General features: G+C 60.1%; 16 protein-coding genes. 4 read left to right on the top strand and 12 right to left on the bottom strand.

What is annotated here, in order from left to right:
- The first annotated feature begins 89 nt into the window (after positions 1–89).
- The gene (locus B9H00_RS12750; protein ID WP_086900956.1) at positions 90–1286 is read left to right on the top strand and encodes an NAD(P)/FAD-dependent oxidoreductase; all 1197 of its coding nucleotides are present in this window, start codon (positions 90–92) and stop codon (positions 1284–1286) included.
- A 33-nt stretch (positions 1287–1319) separates the two neighbouring features.
- Here B9H00_RS12750 and B9H00_RS12745 read toward each other — a convergent pair whose 3' ends face one another.
- From B9H00_RS12745 to pilM, 12 genes are all read right to left on the bottom strand, one after another.
- Positions 1320–1835 carry a GNAT family N-acetyltransferase gene (locus B9H00_RS12745; protein WP_086900955.1) on the bottom strand — a complete coding sequence of 172 codons (516 nt, stop codon included), beginning with the start codon at positions 1833–1835 and terminating at the stop codon, positions 1320–1322.
- 145 nt (positions 1836–1980) lie between these two features.
- The gene (locus B9H00_RS12740) at positions 1981–2235 is read right to left on the bottom strand and encodes a hypothetical protein (RefSeq protein WP_086900954.1); all 255 of its coding nucleotides are present in this window, start codon (positions 2233–2235) and stop codon (positions 1981–1983) included.
- Positions 2236–2393: 158 nt separating this feature from the next.
- Positions 2394–3830, bottom strand: a complete 1437-nt coding sequence (locus B9H00_RS12735) for an FAD-dependent oxidoreductase (protein ID WP_086900953.1) — start codon at positions 3828–3830, stop codon at positions 2394–2396.
- A gap of 13 nt (positions 3831–3843) precedes the next feature.
- Positions 3844–8295 (bottom strand): glutamate synthase large subunit, encoded by a 4452-nt coding sequence (gene gltB, locus B9H00_RS12730; RefSeq protein ID WP_086901871.1) that lies wholly within the window; start codon positions 8293–8295, stop codon positions 3844–3846.
- 468 nt (positions 8296–8763) lie between these two features.
- Positions 8764–10131, bottom strand: a complete 1368-nt coding sequence (locus B9H00_RS12725) for a CitMHS family transporter (protein WP_086900952.1) — start codon at positions 10129–10131, stop codon at positions 8764–8766.
- A gap of 351 nt (positions 10132–10482) precedes the next feature.
- Positions 10483–11565, bottom strand: a complete 1083-nt coding sequence (aroB, locus tag B9H00_RS12720) for a 3-dehydroquinate synthase (protein ID WP_086901870.1) — start codon at positions 11563–11565, stop codon at positions 10483–10485.
- A 66-nt stretch (positions 11566–11631) separates the two neighbouring features.
- The gene (aroK, locus tag B9H00_RS12715) at positions 11632–12201 is read right to left on the bottom strand and encodes a shikimate kinase AroK (protein ID WP_086900951.1); all 570 of its coding nucleotides are present in this window, start codon (positions 12199–12201) and stop codon (positions 11632–11634) included.
- Complete coding sequence (pilQ, locus tag B9H00_RS12710; RefSeq protein WP_236944276.1) at positions 12201–14369, bottom strand: type IV pilus secretin PilQ; 2169 nt, start codon at positions 14367–14369, stop codon at positions 12201–12203. Before pilQ ends, aroK begins: the two co-directional genes overlap by 1 nt.
- The gene (locus tag B9H00_RS12705) at positions 14366–14896 is read right to left on the bottom strand and encodes a pilus assembly protein PilP (RefSeq protein WP_086900949.1); all 531 of its coding nucleotides are present in this window, start codon (positions 14894–14896) and stop codon (positions 14366–14368) included. Before B9H00_RS12705 ends, pilQ begins: the two co-directional genes overlap by 4 nt.
- On the bottom strand, positions 14893–15549 hold the full coding sequence (locus B9H00_RS12700; protein WP_236944275.1) for a type IV pilus inner membrane component PilO: 657 nt from the start codon (positions 15547–15549) through the stop codon (positions 14893–14895). The genes B9H00_RS12705 and B9H00_RS12700 overlap by 4 nt, the downstream gene beginning before the upstream one ends.
- A complete protein-coding gene (locus tag B9H00_RS12695; protein ID WP_086900948.1) occupies positions 15546–16151 on the bottom strand; it encodes a PilN domain-containing protein in 606 nt (201 codons plus the stop codon). Before B9H00_RS12695 ends, B9H00_RS12700 begins: the two co-directional genes overlap by 4 nt.
- Positions 16148–17203 (bottom strand): type IV pilus assembly protein PilM, encoded by a 1056-nt coding sequence (pilM, locus tag B9H00_RS12690; protein ID WP_086900947.1) that lies wholly within the window; start codon positions 17201–17203, stop codon positions 16148–16150. Before pilM ends, B9H00_RS12695 begins: the two co-directional genes overlap by 4 nt.
- 281 nt (positions 17204–17484) lie before the next feature.
- Between pilM and B9H00_RS12685 the strand changes: the two genes are divergently transcribed.
- The 3 genes from B9H00_RS12685 to B9H00_RS12675 all read left to right on the top strand — a co-directional run bounded on the left by B9H00_RS12685 (position 17485) and on the right by B9H00_RS12675 (position 21899).
- Positions 17485–20016 carry a penicillin-binding protein 1A gene (locus B9H00_RS12685; protein WP_086900946.1) on the top strand — a complete coding sequence of 844 codons (2532 nt, stop codon included), beginning with the start codon at positions 17485–17487 and terminating at the stop codon, positions 20014–20016.
- Between the two features lie 68 nt (positions 20017–20084).
- Positions 20085–20921, top strand: a complete 837-nt coding sequence (locus B9H00_RS12680; RefSeq protein ID WP_236944274.1) for a DUF481 domain-containing protein — start codon at positions 20085–20087, stop codon at positions 20919–20921.
- A gap of 195 nt (positions 20922–21116) precedes the next feature.
- A complete protein-coding gene (locus B9H00_RS12675) occupies positions 21117–21899 on the top strand; it encodes a DUF481 domain-containing protein (protein ID WP_147376547.1) in 783 nt (260 codons plus the stop codon).
- Positions 21900–21952: the final 53 nt, after the last annotated feature.

Raw genomic sequence — 21952 nt, 5'->3', positions numbered from 1 at the left:
CGACAGCCCCGCCCGTCCTGAACTACGCTTGAGACATCGGGCTGCTGGCTGGACGCCGGTGCCCACTCAACGCATGACAGGGAGTCGATATGCAACGCCATGATTATCTGATCATCGGGGGCGGCATGGTGGCCGCCAACGCCGTTAATGGTATTCGCGAGCACGATAAAACGGGCAGTATCGCCATTCTGGGCGCCGAACCCGACGGCCCCGTGACGCGTCCGGCCCTGTCCAAGAAGCTCTGGACCGATCCCGATTTCACCTACGACAAGATCTGGATGACACCGGAAGAGGATGATCACACCACGCTCCATACCGATACGCGCGTAAAGAGCATCAATCGCGATGAAAAGACCGTCACCACGGCCTCGGGCGAAGTGCACGGCTACGGCAAGCTGTTGCTGGCCACCGGCGGTGCGCCCGTGACGCTTGAAGACCTGCCTGCCGGTGATCGCGTGCTCTATTTTCGCACCGTGCGCGACTATGACCGCCTGCGCGAGCTGTCGGGCGATCAGCGCCATATCGTGGTGGTGGGTGGCAGCTATATCGGTACCGAAATTGCCGCCGCGCTGGTGCAAAACGACACGCAGGTCACGCTGGTGTATACCGAAGAGGTGCTGGGCGGCAAGATGTTGCCACCGTCGCTGGCCAGTCGTTTCCATCAGACCTATCTGGATCAGGGCGTGAAACTGCTTGGCGGGCGTAGCGTGGATACCGGCCGGGTCCAAGGGGATCACGTGATCCTGTCACTCGATGATGGCAGTACACTGGAAGCCGATGCCGTAGTGTTCGGGCTGGGCGTGACACCCAATGTCGAAATTGCAGAAAACGCTGGCCTTGAAGTGGATGGCGGTGTGGTCGTCAACGAGCGGCTGCAGACCGCCGATGAGCATATCTTCGCCGCTGGTGACGTGGCCTGCTATCCAGATCGGATTCTGGGCCGTCGACGCATCGAGCACGTCGATCACGCCAACCAGTCCGGCATCACCGTAGGCCATATCATGGCCGGCAGCAGTGAAACCTACGACCACACGCCGTATTTCTACTCTACCGTGTTCGACATGGCCTACAAGGCCGTCGGCACGCTCGACAGCTCACTCGACACCATCGAGGACTGGGCCATGCCTCAAGAGCAGGGGGTCGTGTATTACCTGAAGGACGCCAGGGTCCAGGGGGTGCTGCAGCTCAACATGGACCCGGACAAGCTCAATGAGGCACGCCAGGTGCTGGCCGACACGTCAGAACAGAGCGAAGAAACCCTCAAGGGCCGCATCGAGATTGCCTGAGCCTCGCCGTTGTAGCCATGTGCCTGCCGCGGGCTAAAGCGTCAGGCGCATGATGTAGTCGGTATCCACGACCTCGCCCATGTGGAAGTCGTGGGTACCTGTAATTTCAAATCCCATGGACGTATAAAACCCGATGGCCTGGTGGTTATTTTCCCATACGCCCAGCCAGACAAAATGGCTACCGGATGACCGGGCAAAGGCGATCGCCCTGTCAAACAACCTCCGCCCAAGCCCACGCCCCTGAAAGGCCTTTAGCAGGTAAATCCTTTCGATTTCGATGCCATCCTCTTCCTGAGACTCGGTCTGGGCGTCCCCTTGATTCATCTTGAGATAGCCTGCGACCTGATCATCAACCTCGAGCAGCCAAAAGGCTGACTTCGGCTGTTCAAGCTCTCCTGCCACAACATCAGGGGCAAAGGCACGATCGAGGTACTGCGTCATGACCTCGGGGGCATAAAGCCCTTCAAACGTCTGTCGATAGGTCTCGCGTCCAATATCGGCAACCTTCAAGGCATCCGCCGGGCCACACGTTTTAAACACCACCGCCATGACGTCTCCCTGCAACCATATGAACCTTTCGATATCGGCCTGCCCTCTGAAGCATGTGGCGATATCTGAAAATATATCATTCTTGTGAACACAAAACGGGCGCCCTGGTCGCAGGGCGCCCGTTTTAAAAAACCGATCAAAACCTTTAGATGCTCAGGCGGCTGTCATCAAGCTTTGAAATGACCAGCTTCGAGCGGCGCTCAATTTCCTCGAGCATGCCGGCACACTCATCGGACATGCCACTGTCGCGGATCTCGGCCAATGCCAGCAGTGCCTTGAGCTGGCTGCTGGTCTCCAGCGCCTTGTTCTGATCACCGTCGTTGTTGCCCATGACATGATCTTCCAGTTCACGCATATGATTGTTGGCCTGATCCAGAATATTGCGTTCCAGTCTGATCATGTTTTTACCCTTGCTCGATTCATTGCGGTGTATTGCGAGGGGCGCCACTGTATAGATTTGGCGGCGCATATACCACCAACATGGGGACAACCCCGGCCGGATTCAAAATAAAAAGGGGCGTCGGCACGTGCCGACGCCCCCGAACTGCCGGGCCCTGATCAGACCTGTAGATAGTCCAGAATGCCTTCCGCAGCCTGACGACCTTCAAAGACGGCCGTGACGACCAGATCCGAGCCACGCACCATATCGCCGCCGGCAAAGATCTTCTCGTTGCCGGTCTGATAGGCAAAGCGCTGCATTTCCATGTCGCCCTGCTCCGGAGCCAGCACACGACCGCGGTCATCTATCTCGACGCGATGGTCGCTGTACCAGTCCACCTCATGAGGCTGGAAGCCAAACGCCACGACTACCGCTTCGCACTCGATGATCTCTTCGGAGTCCGGCACCACCTCGGCACGCTGGCGTCCGTTTTCGTCCGGGTCGCCCATGCGGGTCCGCACGACCTTGATGCCCTCGACCCTGCCGTCTTCGCCGACCACGGCGATGGGCTGGCGATTGAAGAGAAACTCGACGCCTTCTTCGCGGGCATTTTTCACCTCGCGACGCGAACCGGGCATGTTGGCCTCATCGCGACGGTAGACGCAGGTCACCTCATCGGCGCCCTGACGCAGGGCGGTACGGTTGCAGTCCATCGCCGTATCGCCGCCGCCAAGGACTACCACTCGCTTGCCCTTGAGCGAGACAAAATCAAAGTCAGCGCTGGCAAAGCCAAGGTTATGGTTCACGTTGCCGATCAGATAATCCAGCGCCTTGTAGACGCCGTCGAGCTGCTCGCCGGGGAAGCCCCCTTCCATGTACTTGTAGGTGCCCATGCCCATGAAGACAGCATCAAACTCCGACAGCAGCTCGGTGATCGCGACATCGGTGCCAATGTTGACGCCCAGGCGGAACTCAACGCCCATCTCCTCGAACACCTTGCGACGGCGCTGCATGACGTGCTTTTCGAGCTTGAACTCGGGAATGCCGAAGGTCAAAAGCCCGCCGATTTCCGGGTAGCGGTCATAGACCACCGGTTTGACCCCGTTGCGCACCAGCACATCGGCGCAGCCCAGACCTGCAGGACCGGCACCAATCACCGCCACGCGCTTGTCGGTCCATTCAACGCCGGACATGTCCGGGCGCCAGCCCATCGCAAAGGCGGTGTCGGTAATGTATTTCTCGATCGAGCCGATCGTCACCGCCCCGAAGCCGTCGTTGAGCGTACAGTCGCCTTCACACAGGCGGTCCTGCGGACAGACGCGACCACACACTTCCGGCAGCGAATTGGTGCGGTGGGAAAGCTCGGCGGCTTCCAGAATATTCCCCTCGGTGACCAGCTTCAGCCAGTTGGGAATGTAGTTGTGCACCGGGCACTTCCACTCGCAGTACGGATTGCCACAATGCAGGCAGCGGTGCGCCTGACTTGCGGCGTCACGCGGGCGATACTCTTCATAGATCTCGCCGAACTCCTGCACGCGCAGGTGCGCTTCCTTCTTTTTCGGGTCCTGGCGACCCACATCGATAAACTGAAAATCGTTGGAGAGCTGTTCTGCCATTTGAATTCACTCCTCACTCGGGCCGGCGGCGGGATTCGGCCAGAAGGCTTCCAAGGCTTGCAGCCTTGGGCTTCACCAGCCAGAAATAGCGGACAAATTCGGTGAAATCCTCAAGAATTTCCTGACCCCAGGCGGACCCGGTTTCAGCAACATACGCCTCGAGTGTTTCACGCAGATAGCGCCGATAGGCTTCCATGTACTCGGTGTTGACGCGCTGAATCTCGACCAGCTCGTGGTTGTAGCTATCCACGAACTCGCGATCCAGATCGAGTACAAAGGCAAAGCCGCCGGTCATGCCTGCCCCGAAATTGAGTCCGGTCCTGCCCAGCACCGTGACGACACCGCCAGTCATGTATTCGCAGCAGTGATCGCCGGCACCCTCGATGACCGCAAAGGCTCCGGAGTTGCGTACCGCAAAGCGCTCGCCGGCCGTTCCCGCGGCATACAGCGTGCCGCCGGTCGCGCCATACAGACAGGTGTTGCCGATGATCGCCGTATGGCGACTTTCGAAACGACTGTCCTTCGGCGGAGTAATGATCAGCCTGCCGCCGTTCATGCCCTTGCCGACGTAGTCGTTGGCATCGCCTTCGAGATACATGTTGAGCCCGCGAGCGTTCCACACGCCAAAGCTCTGACCGGCCACGCCCTTGAGGCGCAGCGTGATCGGCGTGTCCTCAAGGCCTGCCTCGCCATAGCGCTTGGCAATGGCGCCCGACAGCGTCGCACCGATCGAACGGTCACAGTTGGTGGTGGTGAGATGAAACTCGCCGCCACTTTGCTCCTCGAGCGCTTCACGTGTCAGATCCATGATCTCGAGATTCTTCTCGCCGCCATCGTGGGGCACGTTGCGCTCGACCTGACAGAACTGCGGTGCATCGTCCGGTACGAAGTCGTTGTGCAACAGCGATTCGAATTCGAGCGCGCGCTGAGAGCGAGTCTCGCCCTCGATTTTCTCGAGCAGATCCACCCGTCCGATCAGATCGGTCAGCTGGCGAACGCCGAGCATGGCCATCAGTTCGCGCACTTCTTCGGCAATGAAGCGGAAGTAGTTCTTGACCATATCCACCGTGCCGCGGAAATGCTCGTCACGCAGGCCCTGATGCTGGGTGGCAACACCGGTGGCACAGTTGTTGAGGTGGCAGATACGCAGGTACTTGCACCCCAGCGCCACCATCGGCGCGGTGCCAAAGCCAAAGCTCTCGGCGCCCAGAATCGCGGCCTTGATAACGTCCAGACCGGTCTTGAGACCGCCGTCGGTCTGCAGGCGAATTCGCCCGCGCATGCCATTGATGCGCAGCGCCTGATGCACCTCGGGCAGCCCCAGCTCCCAGGGAGAGCCGGCATGCTTGATCGAGGTCAGCGGGCTTGCCGCCGTACCGCCATCGTAGCCTGACACCGTGATCAGATCGGCGTAGGCCTTGGCCACACCCGTGGCAATGGTGCCGATGCCGGGTTCGGAGACCAGCTTGACCGACACCTGACCGGCCGGATTGACCTGTTTCAGGTCAAAGATCAGCTGAGCCAGATCCTCGATCGAATAGATGTCGTGGTGCGGCGGCGGCGAAATCAGCGTCACCCCGGGCACGGCGTAGCGAAGCCTGGCGATCAGCGCATTGACCTTGCCACCTGGCAGCTGTCCGCCTTCGCCGGGCTTGGCGCCCTGAGCGACCTTGATCTGCATGACTTCGGCGTTGACCAGATAGGCCGGCGTCACGCCAAAGCGCCCGGAGGCGATCTGCTTGATCTTGGAGGAGCGAATCGTGCCATAGCGCGCCGGGTCTTCACCGCCTTCACCGGAGTTGGAACGACCGCCCGCCTCGTTCATGGCCTGAGCCAGCGATTCATGCGCTTCAGGCGAGAGTGCGCCCAGCGACATGCCGGCACTGTCAAAACGCGGCAGCAGGTTTTCGACCGGCTCGACCTCATTGATCGAGATCGGCTCGGCACCGGGCTTGAGCTTGAGCATGTCACGGATGGTCGCTACTGGACGCTCATTGACCAGCGCCGCAAACACCTTCCATTTCTCGTAACTGCCTTCCTGCACGGCTTCCTGCAGCTTTTTGACCACATCCGGGTTGTAGGCGTGGTATTCGTGACCGTGCACGTAGCGATAGATACCGCCCTGGCGGATCGGCTTGCGCGCCGTCCAGGCATCCCGGGCCAGCAGTTCCTGCTGCAGCTGCAGCTCGGCAAAGCCGGTCCCTTCGATACGCGAGGCCATGCCGTGAAAGCATAGATCCATGATCTCGGACGACAGCCCCACCGCCTCGAACTGCTGCGAGCCGCGATAGGAAGCGATGTGTGAGATGCCCATCTTGGAGAGAATCTTGAACAGCCCCTTCTGCAGGCCGCGGCGATAATTTTCACGCCCGTCTGCCGGGTTGCCGGTCAGCTCACCGGTGCGGTACATGTCCGCCATGGTCTGATAGGCCAGCCACGGATAGACCGCCGTGGCGCCCACGCCAAAGAGCACCGCCATCTGGTGGGCGTCGCGGGCATAGCCGGTTTCGACCACAAGGTTGACGCGCGGACGCAGGGCCAGACGGCCCAGATGCTGGTGCACGGCACCCACGGCCAGCGCCGGATGAATCGGCAGCTGTCCCTTCTCCAGCCCGTTGTCGGAGAGCACCAGCACCACACAGCCGGCACGCGCGCTCTCTTCGGCCTGCTGACGCAGATGCACGATGGCCTCTTTCAGACTCATCGATTCGCTGTCGTACATCATCGGCAGGCGGCAGCTGGCGAAGACCGGATCATCGTGTTCGGTCAGCGCCGTGAACTTGCGCGGTGACAGCACCGGCGTGGTCAGAATCAGGCGGTGAGCATGATCGGGCGTGACCTCGAAGACGCTGCGCTCGGCACCCAGACAGGTTTCCAGCGACATGACGATCGCTTCACGTAGCGGGTCGATCGGTGGATTGGTGACCTGAGCGAACTTCTGACGGAAAAAGTCACTCAGAAGCCGCGGCTGGCGAGAAAGCACGGCCATGGGCGTGTCATCACCCATCGAGCCAACCGCTTCCTGACCGGTTTCGGCCAGCGGCCGCAGCACCTGATCTCGTTCCTCGTTGGTCACAAGGAACATCTTTTCCATCGCCAGCAGCTGGCCCTCATCCACGGCCTGGAACTGCGCCAGCTCGGTCAGTGCCGATTCCAGATAGTGGGCATTTTCCTTCAACCAGCGCTTGTAGGGATAAGCGCGCTTGAGCTTGTCATCAACATCGCGGGTATGCAGCACCTCGCCGGTATGGGTATCCACTGACAGAATCTGCCCCGGACCCACACGGCCCTTGGCCACGACCGATCCGCTAGGATAGTTCCATACGCCGATTTCCGAGGCGAGCGTGATATAGCCGTTGTCGGTGATTACCCAGCGGGCCGGCCGCAGACCGTTACGATCCAGCATGCACACCGCATGGCGACCGTCGGTCAACACGATCCCGGCCGGGCCATCCCAGGCCTCCATGTGCATGGAGTTGTATTCGTAAAAGGCGCGCAGCTCGCTGTCCATGGTCTCGACGTTCTGCCATGCCGGCGGCACCATCAGGCGCACGGCACGGTAGAGTTCCATGCCTCCGGTCAGCAAAAGCTCGAGCATATTGTCCATGCTTGATGAGTCGGAACCCGTGGTATTGACGACCTCCTCGAGCCCTTCGATATCTTTCAGCCGCTCGGTCGCAAAGTTTTCCTTGCGCGAATTGGCCCAGCTGCGGTTGGCCTCGATGGTGTTGATTTCGCCATTGTGGGCCAGAAAGCGAAACGGCTGGGCCAACGGCCAGCGCGGTGCCGTATTGGTCGAAAAGCGCTGGTGAAAGACGCAGATCGAGGTCTCCATGCGCTCATCGCCCAGGTCGTGATAGAAGGTCGGCAGATCCGCCGGCATCATCAGACCCTTGTAGGAAACGACCTTTGAAGAGAGCGAGCAGACGTAAAACTCCTGTTCGCTCTTGAGCCTTTGCTCGGCATAGCGGCGCGCCATGTAGAGATCGACATTGAAGTCGAGGTCACCATCACGATTCTGTGCCGGTGATACGAACATCTGACGAATGCGCGGCATGCAGGACTGCGCCAGCGGGCCGCAGACGCTTGAGTCCACGGGCACATCACGCCAGCCATGAAACGTCAGGCCTCGGGCGGCGAGTTCTTCCTCGACAACGCCCCGCGCCGTCATTTCACGCTCGTCGTCGGGGAAGAACACCACGCCCACGGCGAAATTGTCACCCAGCTCGGCCTTGAGCGACTCGCGGGCGACGTCGCGCATGAACTCTACCGGCATCCCCAGCAGCAAACCGCAGCCGTCACCGGTCTTGCCGTCGGCATTGATGCCGCCGCGGTGCGTCATGCAGGTCAGCGATTCAATGGCCGTGGCCAGAAGGTGGTGACTGGACTGCCCTTCCATGTGTGCGATCAGGCCGAAACCACAGTTGTCTCGGAACTCGTCGGGCCGATGAAGACCTCTTGTCATGAACATGCCTCTCCGTAAACGCTAAAAAGCGAAGCATCAAGAAATTGACACGGTTGTAATGGGTCTAAAAGAAGGATACTCTGCCCGGTTATTTTTATTTCAGACAGCGCCTCTTGAGCGCCCGAGGTGGGAAAAGAGCTGCTTCGAGCATACGATAGACGGCCTTGCAGGCAAACCCCCTTGCCGCCTTCGGCATTTCAAAAAAGTGACTCAATTTCGAAGGGTTACGTACCACTCCGGCTAAAAAACACTGTCTTCTCAAGACGTTAGCTCTGCACCCCAATAGCGCCTCAATTCTTTCGACGCCCTATAAAAGTGCGCGCCCACCCATGCCGTTTATGCATAACCCATGCCTTTTTTGGTTTCGCTTTCGATCCAGAAATGGGGTCTTCCCTATCGCAAAAGGCCCGGAAGCAGGCTTCCGGGCCAGGATGACCTCGTTGAAATCGATAATGACGGTCAGGCGCCTTAATACAAGCCGAAGAGATAGCCCACGAACATCATGATCAGGCTGAATCCCCAGAGATAGAGAAAGGCGTAGCGGATGTAGCGCCCCATCTCGAGACCGGCCAGTCCCAACGCCAGCCACAGCGCCGGTGAGAACGGGCTGATAAAGGTGCCCACGATACTGCCAATCGACATGGCATGAGCCACCGCAATCGGATCGACCCCGGCGCTGGCCGTGATCTGCTGAATGACCGGCAGCAGCGCAAAATAATAGGCATCAGTACTGGTCAGAAGCTCCAGGGGGACCCCCATGGTACCGACCAGAATATGCAGCACGCTTACAGCCTGACCCGGCAGAATCTGCGTCACATCCAGTGCGATCGACTCCAGCATGCCGGTGCCATTGAGAATACCCAGAAAGGCACCGGCCGCGGCGATGATCGCGCCCATGTTGAAGGCCTGTGGCGCGTGCTGCGTAATGACGCGCGACTGTGCCGCCAGGCTTGGATAATTGAACAGCAGTGCCACGGACAGCGCGATCATGAAGATGTAGGCAGGCGCCATCAGACCCAGCGCCAGCGAGACGACCGTGACCAGCGTCAACGCTGCATTGAACCAGTAAAAGCGTGGCATGCCCTCACGCGCCCCGGAGGGCGCGCTCTGTTCGCCATCGTTGGACGCCTTTTCAGTGACAGCCGTGCCTCCGGAAGCAATGTCGGTACTGCTGCCCGGCGGATAATTGTGCGCGATGGCCGCCTCCATCCCGCCAAGGCGCTCAATGCGCCGCTTTTCCCGCCATCCCAGTAGCGCTGCACCGACGACGGCCAGGGCAATGCCGGCCAGCTGTACCGGGATCAGGCCATGCCAGAGTTCGTCAGGAGAGATATCGGTGACGGCCGCGGCACGACCGATCGGCCCACCCCAGGGCACCATGTTCAGGATGCCCATGCTGGTCGCCATCAGGGTCAGCATCAGATAGGGGTTCATGCCCAGTCGACGATAGAGCGGAATCAACGCCGGCAAAACGATCAAAAAGGTCGCAGCGCCAGCTCCATCCAGATGTACACAGGCCGCCACCAGCGCCGTCATGACCGCCACGGCCACCACATTACCGCGTGTCAGCGTCACCATGGCGGAAATCAGAGGGTCAAAGAGGCCACGCTCTTTCATGATGGAGAAAAAGAGAATGGCAAACATGAACATGAAGGCAACACCTGCCACCTTGTTCACACCCTGCTGGAAAAACTCCGAAATTTCGCTGATGCCAAAACCGGCCAGCAATGCACCGATGAAGGGAATGGCACTGAGCGCGATGATCGGAATGACCTTCTCAAACAGCAAAAGGGTCACGATGGTGATAATGATGGCAAGGCCTATGAAGGTCAGCACCTTTACTCTCCCGCGTGTGTTGTCATGAAGGGGACTTCCGGCATCGAGCCGGCGGACAATCATCGGGCGAGCGTAGGGGGCAACACGGTGGCGAGGCAAAGCTTACACAATTGAAAGGAAAGGACTTTTTAGAAACAACCCGAGACAGCAATAAGACCTTGGTATCAGGCATCATTGAGTTAACAGGAATCATTATTATTTAAAGCGGCGTTTGGACGCCGAGCCTTTCAAAAATGAAAGACTCCTTCGATGTAGCGATACTACTAAAGTTGAGTTAAAAAAATGGCCGGTGCGCGATCACACCAGCCAGGCATCAGGGCAAACACACTACATCAGGAAATATTCATTAATCTACTGCCTTTCCCAGTGTTCCAGCAGGTCATGAACCTGGCCTTCGTCGACGTCATCGGTAATGCAGGCGTCGCCAAAAGCCTTTAACAGTACCAGTCGCAGACGTGCATCCATCACCTTCTTGTCCAGATGCATCAACTCCAGAAAACGCTCGGCGCTGACGCTGGCCGGCGCATGGCGCGGCAGACCGGCCGCCTCGAGCAGCATTGCCACGCGCTTGACGGCGGCCTCATCAAGCCAGCCCAATCGATGCGACAGGGCTGTGGCCATCATCATGCCGGTACCCACCGCCTCGCCATGCAGCCAGTTTCCGTAGCCCATGGCCGTTTCTATTGCGTGACCGAAGGTGTGGCCCAGATTGAGATAGGCTCGTACACCCTGCTCGGTCTCGTCCTCCACCACGATCTTGGCCTTGACGGCGCAGCTTTTGAGGATCGCCTCGGTCAGGAGTGCGGCGTCCAGCGAGCGTAGACCGGTCATACTGGTTTCAAGCCAGGTCATGAAGGCCTCATCGCGGATCAAGCCGTACTTGATGACCTCGGCAAGCCCGGCCGTCAGCTCACGTGCCGGCAGGGTCTTGAGCGTATCGGTGTCCACAATGACCGCGCGCGGCTGATGAAAGGCGCCAATCATGTTTTTGCCACGGGGATGATTCACACCGGTCTTGCCGCCGACCGAGGAGTCCACCTGCGCCAGCAGCGTGGTCGGAATCTGGATAAAGGCGATGCCACGCTGATAACAGGCAGCGGCAAACCCCGTCATGTCGCCGGTCACGCCGCCGCCCAGTGCGATCAGGGTAGCGCGCCGGTTGAAACCGGCCGCCAGCAGGGCGTCCCAGATCCGTTCGACGTGCTCGAGATTCTTGGTCGCCTCACCATCGGGCAGCACTACTTCATGCACGTCATGACCCGCGAGGGTCGCCTTCAAGCGCTCAAGATACAGCGGCGCCACAACCTCGTTGGTCACGATCATGACCTGGCGCCCGGCAAGATGTGGCGTCAAAAGCGAGGCATCGTCCAGAAGGCCCGGGCCGACATGAATGGGATAGTGACGATCCGGCAATTCCACCGTGAGGGTCTGCATCTGCGACATCCATTGATCCGTAAAGAGATGATGGCGGTGTCTCGCACCGCCGCTGACGGGCATTGACTAGAGCGGGTAGCCTGACAGGTCAGTGCAACAGCCACGCGCGGCGCTGCTCGCATAGCGTCGGGTGCGCCGGCGAATCTCGGCCACCACCGATCGTGGGCTGCGCCGGTCGGTACTGACAATCAGGGTGGCGGTATCGCGGTAAAGCGGGTCACGCAGCTCCAGCAGTTCGCGCAGGCGCTGCTCGGGATTCTCGCACTGCAACAGCGGACGATTGCGGTCACGCGCCGTGCGTTTAAGCTGCTGCTCGATGGTGGTGGACAGATATATGACCACGCCCCGCTCGCGCAGCAGGCGCCGATTGGTCGGGTGCATGACCGCTCCGCCACCGGTGGCCAGCACGATGCCCTGATAGCGGGTAATTTCATCAATGACCTGAGCTTCGCGAAGACGAAACCCGGCCTCACCCTCGACATCAAATATCCAGGGAATATTGCAGCCACAGCGCTTTTCGATAACGTGGTCGCTATCAAAAAAGTCGCGGTGCAGCTCGGCCGCCAGCGTGCGACCGATGGTACTTTTACCGGTCCCCATGGGGCCGATCAGAAACAGATTGGGTAAAGCCTGCATTAGCGCACCGTCAGGGTGTCCTCAAGGATCCTTGGCGTAATGAACACCAGCAATTCTACCTTTTCATTGGACTGCTCGGTATAGCGAAACAGTCGACCAAGGCCCGGCAGGTCACCAAGGAAAGGAGTCTTGTACAGATTGTTGACCTGCTCGGTAGAGAGGATACCGCCAAGTACGACCGTTTCACCATCATTGACCAGCACCTGGGTCTGAATTTGATTGGTATCGATGGCCGGCACACCGTTGTACTGATTGCTGGAGACGTCGTCATTGTTGACGATCAGATCCATGATGATGCGATTGTCGGGCGTGATCTGAGGTGTGACTTCCAGCGACAGCACCGCCTCCTTGAACTGCACGGTGGTGCCGGTCAGGGTGTTGTCGCCGCCCTGCTGATAGGGAATTTCCTGACCCTGCTTGATCAGGGCCGGGTGCTGATTGGCCGTGATCACCTTGGGCTGGGAAATTGTCTGGCTCTTGCCCTCGGACTCCAGCGCATTGAGTTCCAGGTCCAGCAGCACATCTCCCGAGAGATAGCCAAAGCTGAAGCCGGTGGTAGGCGCTACGGCGTTACCCAGATCCACACTCAGCCCACCATTGGCCGCCAACCCATTGGAGGCACCGTTCAGATTGATGCCGCTTGACGGCGTGCCCGGTCGTGACAGCCCCCATCGCACGCCCAGCTGATTGACCACCCGGTCGCGGGCGATCACGATGCGCGCCTCGATCTGTACCTGGCGCACCGGCACATCCAGATGATCGATGGTGCGACGAATCTCCTCGATACGCTCGCGGGTGTCCTGCACCAGCAGCGTGTTGGTGCGTTCATCCACCGACACGTGCCCACGCTCGGACAACAGTCCCAGCCCCTGCTCTCCACGCAAAAGTGCCGCCATGTTGATCGCCTTGGCATAGCGCATCTGCAGATAGTCGGTGGTCAGCGCCTCGTTGGCCGACATTCCCTGATCGGCCTGAGCGACACGCTGCGCCATACCGGAAAGCTCCTCGGCGGGCGCCACCAGCAGTACGTTGCCGCTGCGCCGACTGGCAAGGCCACGGGTCTGGAGAATCAGATCAAGCGCCTGATCCCACGGCACCTGGCGCAGGTTGATCGTCACGTTGCCACTGACGCTGTCACTGACCACCAGATTGAGCCCGACCTCATCGGCCAGAATCGACAGCACCGTGCGCACATCGATGTCCTCGAAATTCAGCGAGATGCGCTTGCCATCAAAGGGAAACTGCGACTGCAGGCGATCGGCTGCGGCAGAGCCGGCCGGCGATACCCGGATCACGGCCTCGCTTCCTCGCTGGGTGGCCATCGCCACCGCCCCTGGCGCCATGGCCAGCGTCAGCACCACATCCTCACCCGACTGCGAAGGCGTCACGCGGGACACGGGGGTTGCAAAGTCGCTGACATCCATGATGCGCTGCCACTGCGGCGTCAGCCGCACGCCCGACAGGCGTACGCGAGCCTGATCGCCCTGTACGTCCAGCTGGGGCGAGATGCCCTGTCGATCCAGCGTCACGATCAGCTCACCACTTCCCTGACCGACGGCGCGATAATCGATGTTTTCAATACGGGCCCGAGCATCGCTGGCCGCCGCAGTGGCGCTCTCATCATAACCCCGAGCAGTAGCACCACCGGCCTGAACCGCGGCAATACGCTGCAACAGATCACCGCTTCCGGCAGCGGTGCCGCCCGAGATGCGATCGCCGAGCCTGACCTCAAGCACATTGCCTGCAGCGGAGAGCTGCCACCCCACCGGGCGCGCCATGGCCAGAATAACACGCAGCCGATTGCCGGAGACGCGCGCCTCGGCGGCATCGACATTGGCACTGGCCAGCGGCACGCGCGAAGACGACAGCCGACTGCCGGCACCGTCAAAATCCAGCACCAGCCGCTGCGGCGCACTCAGCATCGTGGACTGCGGCACGTTGACCGGACCATCAAAGACCAGCTGAACGACCTCCCCCGAGCCTGTCTGTTTAGAGGTGATATCGGTCAGGGAGGCCGCATTCACCAGCGCTACCCCTAAAAGCAGCAAAAGGCCAGTCACGAATGCCAGGGCATCACGCCATCGCCTGTGTCGATGATTCGAAACGATCGCGGCATAGGGGCCGGGCAACTGCCGACCGCGGTAAACATGGTGACCCATTGGTGTCATGAAGTTGCTCCCAGCGTCAACGTGCGGCTGACGTCACTAAAACCGCCGCGGCCATCAGGCGCCAGCTCGGTAATCTCGATATGGTCACTGCCAATGCGGGTGACCCGTCCACTGTTTTCACCAATACGCGCTCGGTATCCGATGCGTATGACCCGGCCTTCCGGGGTGCGTATCAGCGCGATCGTGCGCCCTCCTACGCTCAGGGTGCCTACCAGTCGCAGTGACTCCAGCGGATAGCGCTCAAGCGGTTCGCGTGCACGGTCGGGGTCCGGACTGACACTGCCTGAAGGTGGCGATGCCGCAGGCGTTGCGGCCACCATGCCCGGCGGGCTGGCAAAGGGACTGCGATGCCCCCCGGCGCTATAGTGCAGGGGTTGATAGGCGGGCTGTTCGGGCAGCGCATCCAGATGACCTACCGGACGAGTGCGCAGCGTCTCGAGTTCGGCGTCCAGCTGCGCCGTATCATTGCGTCCGCAGCCCCAGAGCGCCAGGCACAGCGTCATCACCATCAGGGGCGCGGGCTTCATGGTGTCACCGCCTTCGACGGAGTGGCCTCTACCTGGCCGGGCTCATAGCGATAGGTCTCGGCCTGCAGCGACAGCACCAGCGCATCGTTGGCTCCGCTGGCCGTGGGCGTCAGGGTAAAATCATGCAGCGTCACGATGCGTGGCAACTCTGCCACGCGGGAGATAAAGGCGGCCAGACGGTGGTAATCGCCGCGCACCTGAATTTCCAGTGGCTGGGTAATATAGAAAGGGTGTGATTCGGGCGTGGCCAACCGAATGAAATCAATGTCGAGCTGCTGACGCCGGGCCGCATCGCTGATGTCATCAAGCAGCGCCGGTACTTCACTGTCCGTGGGTAACATGCTCAAAAGCGCACCCATTCGCACATCCAGCTCTTCCATACGCTGTTCCAGCAGCGGTAGATTGGCAGCCTGAAAGGCACGCGTAGCGTACTGCGACTTCATCGTCTCGACCTGCGCGCGCGCCTCGCCTACCTCCTGTGCCACCGGAGCTGCCAGATACCACTGCGCCCCGAATGCCACGATCAGTGTCACCAGCGTGCAGAACAGCACACGCAACAGCCAGGGCCAGCTGCCGCCCTCCTCAATGCTAAGCTCGGTCAGGCGCACCTGACGCAGCCGCTGCCATTCAAGACGCCAGTCGATACGTGTCATGGCAACGCCTCCACACTCGTCGGCACCTCATGCAGGGGATGTTCCGGCACCTGCAGGTTAAAGCGCCGACGGTTCGAGCGTTCATCCTCGGCACGCACGTCCAGCAATAAAGGCTCCCCCAGTACTGGCGCGCTGGAGAGCGCACGCATCTGATCGGACACCTGACGATTGGTCATGGCCAGACCACTGATTTCGAGCTGACCGTCATGGCGATTGATCCGGTCATACACCACGCCATCGCTCAGGGTGTCGGTCAACGCCTGAAAAAGCGCCACGGTCTGGGAGCGGGAGAACTGCAGCTGACGAATCAGCTCGATACGGCCCTGCATCTGATGACGCTTGTCTTCGAGAACATGTCCCTGGTTGATGTCCTGCTCGAGATGCTCGGTGCGCTGCTGAATATAAGCGATGTCATCATTGATGCGATCGAGCTGGTACTGCTGGTAGAACTGACATAAAAACCCGATGGCCAGTCCGAGTATCACGCTGAAAAACAGCCAGAGATGAAATCGTCGTGTACGGCGCTCGCGCGCCTGTTCCCGCCAGGGCAGCAGGTTGATATCGATTTGAGCATTGCCGGGCGTTTCAATGACCGTACTCATGACAGCGACCTCATGGCCAATCCGCAGGCAGTCATCATGGCGGGTGCATCCAGAGACAGCTTAACGTGATCGATTCCGTTGCCAATGCGCATGCTGGCAAACGGGTTGGCAGAGATGACCTCAAGACGGCTCTCTTCGGTCAGACGCTCGGCCAGCCCCTCGATGACGCTGGAGCCTCCGGCAAGGATCAGATGCTCTATTTCACAGGCACCGGCCGTGGTGTAGTAAAGCTTCAGCGAGCGCATGATCTGCTGCACCAGCGACTCGCGAAAGGGGTGCAGAATGCGCGAACGATACTCCGGCAGATCGCCGGCCTTCTTGGCGCGCCCGGCCTCCTCGAACGTCAGGCGATAATGCTGGCGAATCTCGTCGGTGAGCTGGCGCCCGCCCATGACATTGTCGCGGGTATGCACGATGCGGCCACGATGGACGATGTTAAAGGCAGTCATGCTGGCGCCAATATCAATCAGCGCGCTGCCCCGGTCGGGATGATGGGGGATTGCGGACAGCAGATAACGCGTCGCGCGCTCCATAGCGAACATTTCAACGTCCACAACGGCAGGCTCGAGCCCAACCTGTTCCAGCACATCAGTCAACAGCTGCATGTCCTGTCGCCGACAGGCCACCAGCAGAATATCCTGCTGATCGTTATAGCGAGCATTGACGCCCAGACGCTGAAAGTCGAGCGTCACTTCATTGAACGGAAACGGAATATGCTTGTCCGACTCCATGGCAATACGCTGGGTGATGTCATCGTCGTCAAACGACACCGGCATGCTCAGCACCTTGGTAATGACGGCGCCAGTGGGAAGCGCCACCACGGCACGGCGTGCCCGGGGGCCGGCATGATCCATGGCACGCGACAGCGCCATGACCACCTGGTCCATATCACGAATGCGGCGCTCGACCACGGCGCGATCCACCAGCGGGCGTACGGCCCAGGAGGCCACCCGCCAATGATCACCCTGACGCTCAAGCTCAAGCAGCTTGACGGTGGCAGAGGTAATATCCACGCCGATCAACCCCTGTGTCGCACGTCCAAAACCCAGCACGTCAGTTCTCCAGCCTGTGGCCCGTCTTATTACGGCATTGTTTATAACGTGTTCAGGATCGCTCTGATGACGCAAATAACGGGGTTTACGCACGCTTTAAACGGTTTTAAAAGCAGGCACTCTGTGCTCGACTACCCATTAACGCTGGTCGCTCTGGCACCGGCTACTTATAATGCCCGGCTTGCTAGTGCCATATTTCAGCGCGGTCTTCGACAACGACGCCAGACGGTCACCGATGTCCTGCGCACTCAAGCCCGCCTCATCGACGGAACACGTGTTACATGACGTTCATCAAGCGCCTGGTTTTCCATCTCTTCTTCCTGCTGCTTGCCATAACGGCTGGCATTGCACTTTCTGTAGCTGGCGCTGCGCTCTACTTCGCCCCCAGCCTGCCCGACGTTCATCAGCTGCAGGACTATCAGCTCGAGATGCCACTGCGGGTCTATACCAGCGACGACAAGCTCATCGGTGAGTTCGGCGCCCAGCGCCGTCAGCTGGTCAAGGGAGACGAGATTCCGCAGAACTTCATCAATGCCCTGCTGGCCGCCGAAGATGCCGGCTTCTATCAGCATCCGGGCGTGGACCCGCGCGGTCTGCTTCGCGCAGCCCTCGAACTGGGTACCAGCGGTCGCATTCGCTCCGGCGGCAGCACCATTACCATGCAGGTGGCACGTAATTACCTGCTCACCCTTGATCAGACCTTTACCCGCAAGATTCGCGAGATCCTGCTGTCGCTGCAGATGGAACAGATCCTGTCCAAGCAGCAGATCCTTGAGCTCTACGTCAACAAGATCTATCTGGGCCAGGGCGCCTATGGTGTCGGGGCTGCGGCCGAAGCCTATTTCGACAAGCCGCTCAACGAACTGAATCTGCCGGAACTGGCCACCATTGCCGGCCTGCCCAAGGCGCCGTCGAGCCTGAACCCGATCAGCAACCCGCAGCGCTCCCTGATTCGCCGTAACTGGGTGCTGCTGCGCATGCATCAGCTCGGCATGATTGATCAGGCCACCTATCAGGACGCCGTTCAGGCGCCGATCGAAACCAAGCGCCATCACGCCCAGCCTGATGTCCAGGCGCCCTGGGTGGCCGAGATGGCACGCCAGTACGCCCTCGAACGCTTTGGCGACGAGGCCTATACCGGCAACTACCGTATCGTCACGACCCTTGACAGCAAGATGCAGGAAGCCGCTCGTAACGCGCTGATCAATGGGCTGGTGGACTACGACACCCGTCATGGCTGGCGTGGCGCCGAGCAGAGTGATATTCCGGCCAGTCTGTCGGAGGCTCAGGATCGCACCGACCGTGCCGGACTCGAGGAAGAGCTTTCCGAGTCACCGGAAGTCGAAAGTACCGCCCGCGAGGCCGCCGCCCGCAGCAAGGCATCGGTTCCGGGCGTCGATGGCGATGTCAGCAACTGGCAGCGCGTGCTGGATGCCACTCCGCGTCTTGGCCCGCTGCGACCGGCCATCGTGATCGATACCAACGGTCGTACCATGCGTGTCCTCGATGACAACGATGACGTCATCACCATCGAGTGGCCGGGCCTTGAATGGGCCGCACGCTACCTGAGCCCGCGCGGCCGGGCGGCGGCGCCGAGCAGTGCCGGCCAGATCGCCAAACGCGGCGACCTGGTCCGCATCATGGAGCGTACTCGCGGCGACGGCTGGCGTCTGGCCCAGATGCCCCAGGCCGAAGGCGCACTGGTTTCGCTGGACCCGCAGACCGGGGCTCTGAGAGCGCTGCAGGGTGGCTTCAGTTTTGCCAACAGCAAGTTCAACCGCGTTACTCAGGCTCGTCGCCAGCCCGGCTCCAACTTCAAGCCGTTCATCTATCTGGCAGCGCTTGAAAATGGCATGACCCCGGCCACCATCGTCAACGATGCGCCGATCGTGCAGGCCGGTGTTGGTAATCAGGACGCCTGGCGCCCGGAGAACTCCGAACGCAGCTTTGGTGGCCCGACCCGGCTGCGCGTGGGGCTTTACCGCTCGCTCAATCTGGTGACCATTCGGACCCTGCAGTCGGTCGGTCTGGACAAGACCATCGACTTTTTGGTCAATATGGGCTTTGAGCGCAAGCGCCTGCCACACGGCCTGTCGCTGGCGCTGGGTACGGCCGAGCTGACACCGCTGGAAATTGCCCGCGGTTATGCCGAGATCGCCAACGGCGGTTTCCGCATCAAGCCATGGTTCATCGAGCGTGTAAGCCAGGGTGAGGATGGCCCCAATCTGCTTGAAGAGACCAATCCGCCGGCAGCCTGTCGCGAGTGCGATCCGATGGACTCGACCGTCACCATTGATGATCGCACCTACCCGATCGCCGAACGCGTGGCCTCGCCGGACTCGGTCTATATGCTGCGCACCATGATGCGTGACGTGATCGAGCGCGGCACCGGTCGCGCCGCACTGTCGCTTGATCGCGGTGATATCGCCGGCAAGACCGGTACCACCAACGATCAGCGCGATGCCTGGTTCTCGGGGTTCAACAACAACGTCGTGACCAGCGTCTGGGTCGGCAAGGACAGCAACGAGACCATTGCCGAATACGGCGCCCAGGCCGCCCTGCCCATCTGGAAGGACTATATGGGCACCGTCCTCAAGGGAACGCCCGAGGCCTCCCCCAGTGCGCCTGACGACATCGTGACCGTACGCATCGACCCGGACACCGGCAGACGTCTGCATGATGAAGACAGAGGCGGCATTACCGAAATTTTCCAGAAGGACAATCTGCCGCCCTACCAGCCGCGCTCGATTCGCCCTGAACTTGAATCGGAAAGCGGCTCCCAGGGAACCGGCAGTTACGACGCCATTTTCTGATCACCCTTACCTACCTGTCCGGGCGCCCTGCCCGGACAGGTCTTTATATCGCAACGATAGCCATGACCATGAACCCACCCGTTCACGCCAACAGCAACATCATGACCGCACCTGACATGACGACCCTGCCTTACCGGCGCCTGACCTGTCGTCGAGGCCTGGGCGTCTTCGTTCTGGCCGTCATCGCATTTTGCTGGCATGACAGCGCCCGGGCCGCCGATTCGCTGTTTTATGCTCCCCCCCCGCCCAGCGATGATGCCGTGCCCTTTTCAGGCGCCATCGAGCTTGGCTATACGGCGCTGTCCGGCAATACCAATACCGAGACCCTGCTTGGCAAGGGCCGTATCACCTGGTATGACCAGGCCTGGACGCACACAACCCGCGCCGAGGTCAAAAACGTCAAGGACAGTGAAAACACTACTGCCGAGCAGTATCTGTTCAGCCAGCGAGAGCGCTATTCGCTCGGAGATTCTCCCAACTATCTGTTCGGGCTGGCGCGTTACGAGAAGGAGCGTTTCTCGGGCTACGACAATCAGTTCACGACCATTGTCGGCTATGGCCGCCAGATCTTTGACACCGACCTCCAGGCCCTGTCGCTGGAAGCCGGCCCCGGCTACCGCTTCGACGATTATGAAAGCGGGGGCAGCCGACACATGCTGCTGGGTTACCTGGCCGCCGACTACTCAATCTCGATATCCGATACCGCAAGCTTCATTCAGCAATTTTCGGTAGAAGGCGCAGAGGACAACGTGACGCTTCGCTCCTACTCCGCCATTTCGGTAGCCATCAACTCAAGCCTGGCGCTTCGGGTGTCTCACGACATCAAAAGCAACTCCAACCCGCCGCGTGAAGCGGATGCCCATACCGATCGCACCACGGCGGCCTCGGTGGTTTACAACTTCTAACACCGCTCAACGTTTTGGCCAACGAAGACATCAGGCCTCACAAAACGTGACCCCAAACCTCGTGTAGCCCCCACACCTTCCGGGCAAACTGCCCTCGCGCGGCAGCACTGCCGGTTCAGGCCGCGCCACGCCCCAGGGCAGGAACCATCATTGCTGCTAGCGCAGCGTATCGGTATTCAAGAGACTTGCATCATCATGGGTTCACGCTACATACGTTTTTTTGTGCCTCTTCTCCCCCTTTTCGTCACGATGCTGCCGGCCGAACAGAGCCTGGCCGATGACAATGAAAACTTTGCCGGCTATTCAACGCTTGAAAGCGCCCAGCAGGCCGATGATGACTTTGATGGCGAGTATGCACTGGGGTACACAAAACTCTCCGGTAACAGTAACAGCTCCAGCCTGCGCACCCATGCTGACCTTACCTGGTACAACGGCCCCTGGTCATGGAACCTCTATGCCGGCATCAACAGCGCCAGCGATGAGAACGACACCTCGGCCGAGAACTACAACCTTGGCGGGCGCACACGCTACAGCCTCGACGAGGATAACTATCTCTTCGGCCTGGCGCGCTGGCGCAAGGATCGCTTCGCCGGTTACAACTCCCAGAGCACGCTGGCCGGCGGTTACGGCCGCCAGCTACTCAGCGGACCACCGCAGTCGCTGTCGATTGAAGCCGGCCCAGGTGTGCGCCGCGACAGTTACACCGATAGCGACGAAAAGAAATATCGGGCGCTGGCCTATGGAGGACTGAACTATCGCTGGCAGGTCTCGGATACCGCCACCTTCGGTCAGGATCTGGTCATTGAAGCCACGGGACTCAATCTGATCATGCGCTCCCAGACCTCAATGACGGTTTCCATCAACGATGCCCTGGCCATGCGCCTGTCCTATGACGTCGACTTCAACGACGACCCGCCCGAAGACGCCCAACACAAGACCGATACCACCACGGCCGTTTCGGTGGTCTACGACCTCTGACACGGCGCCATGGACCCTGCATAAAAAAACCCCGTCACCATGGGTGACGGGGT

The sequence above is a fragment of the Kushneria marisflavi genome (assembly GCF_002157205.1).
Taxonomy (GTDB): domain Bacteria; phylum Pseudomonadota; class Gammaproteobacteria; order Pseudomonadales; family Halomonadaceae; genus Kushneria; species Kushneria marisflavi.
The sequence above is the reverse complement of the archived record's forward strand: the minus strand, read 5'-3'. Positions and strand labels throughout refer to the sequence as shown.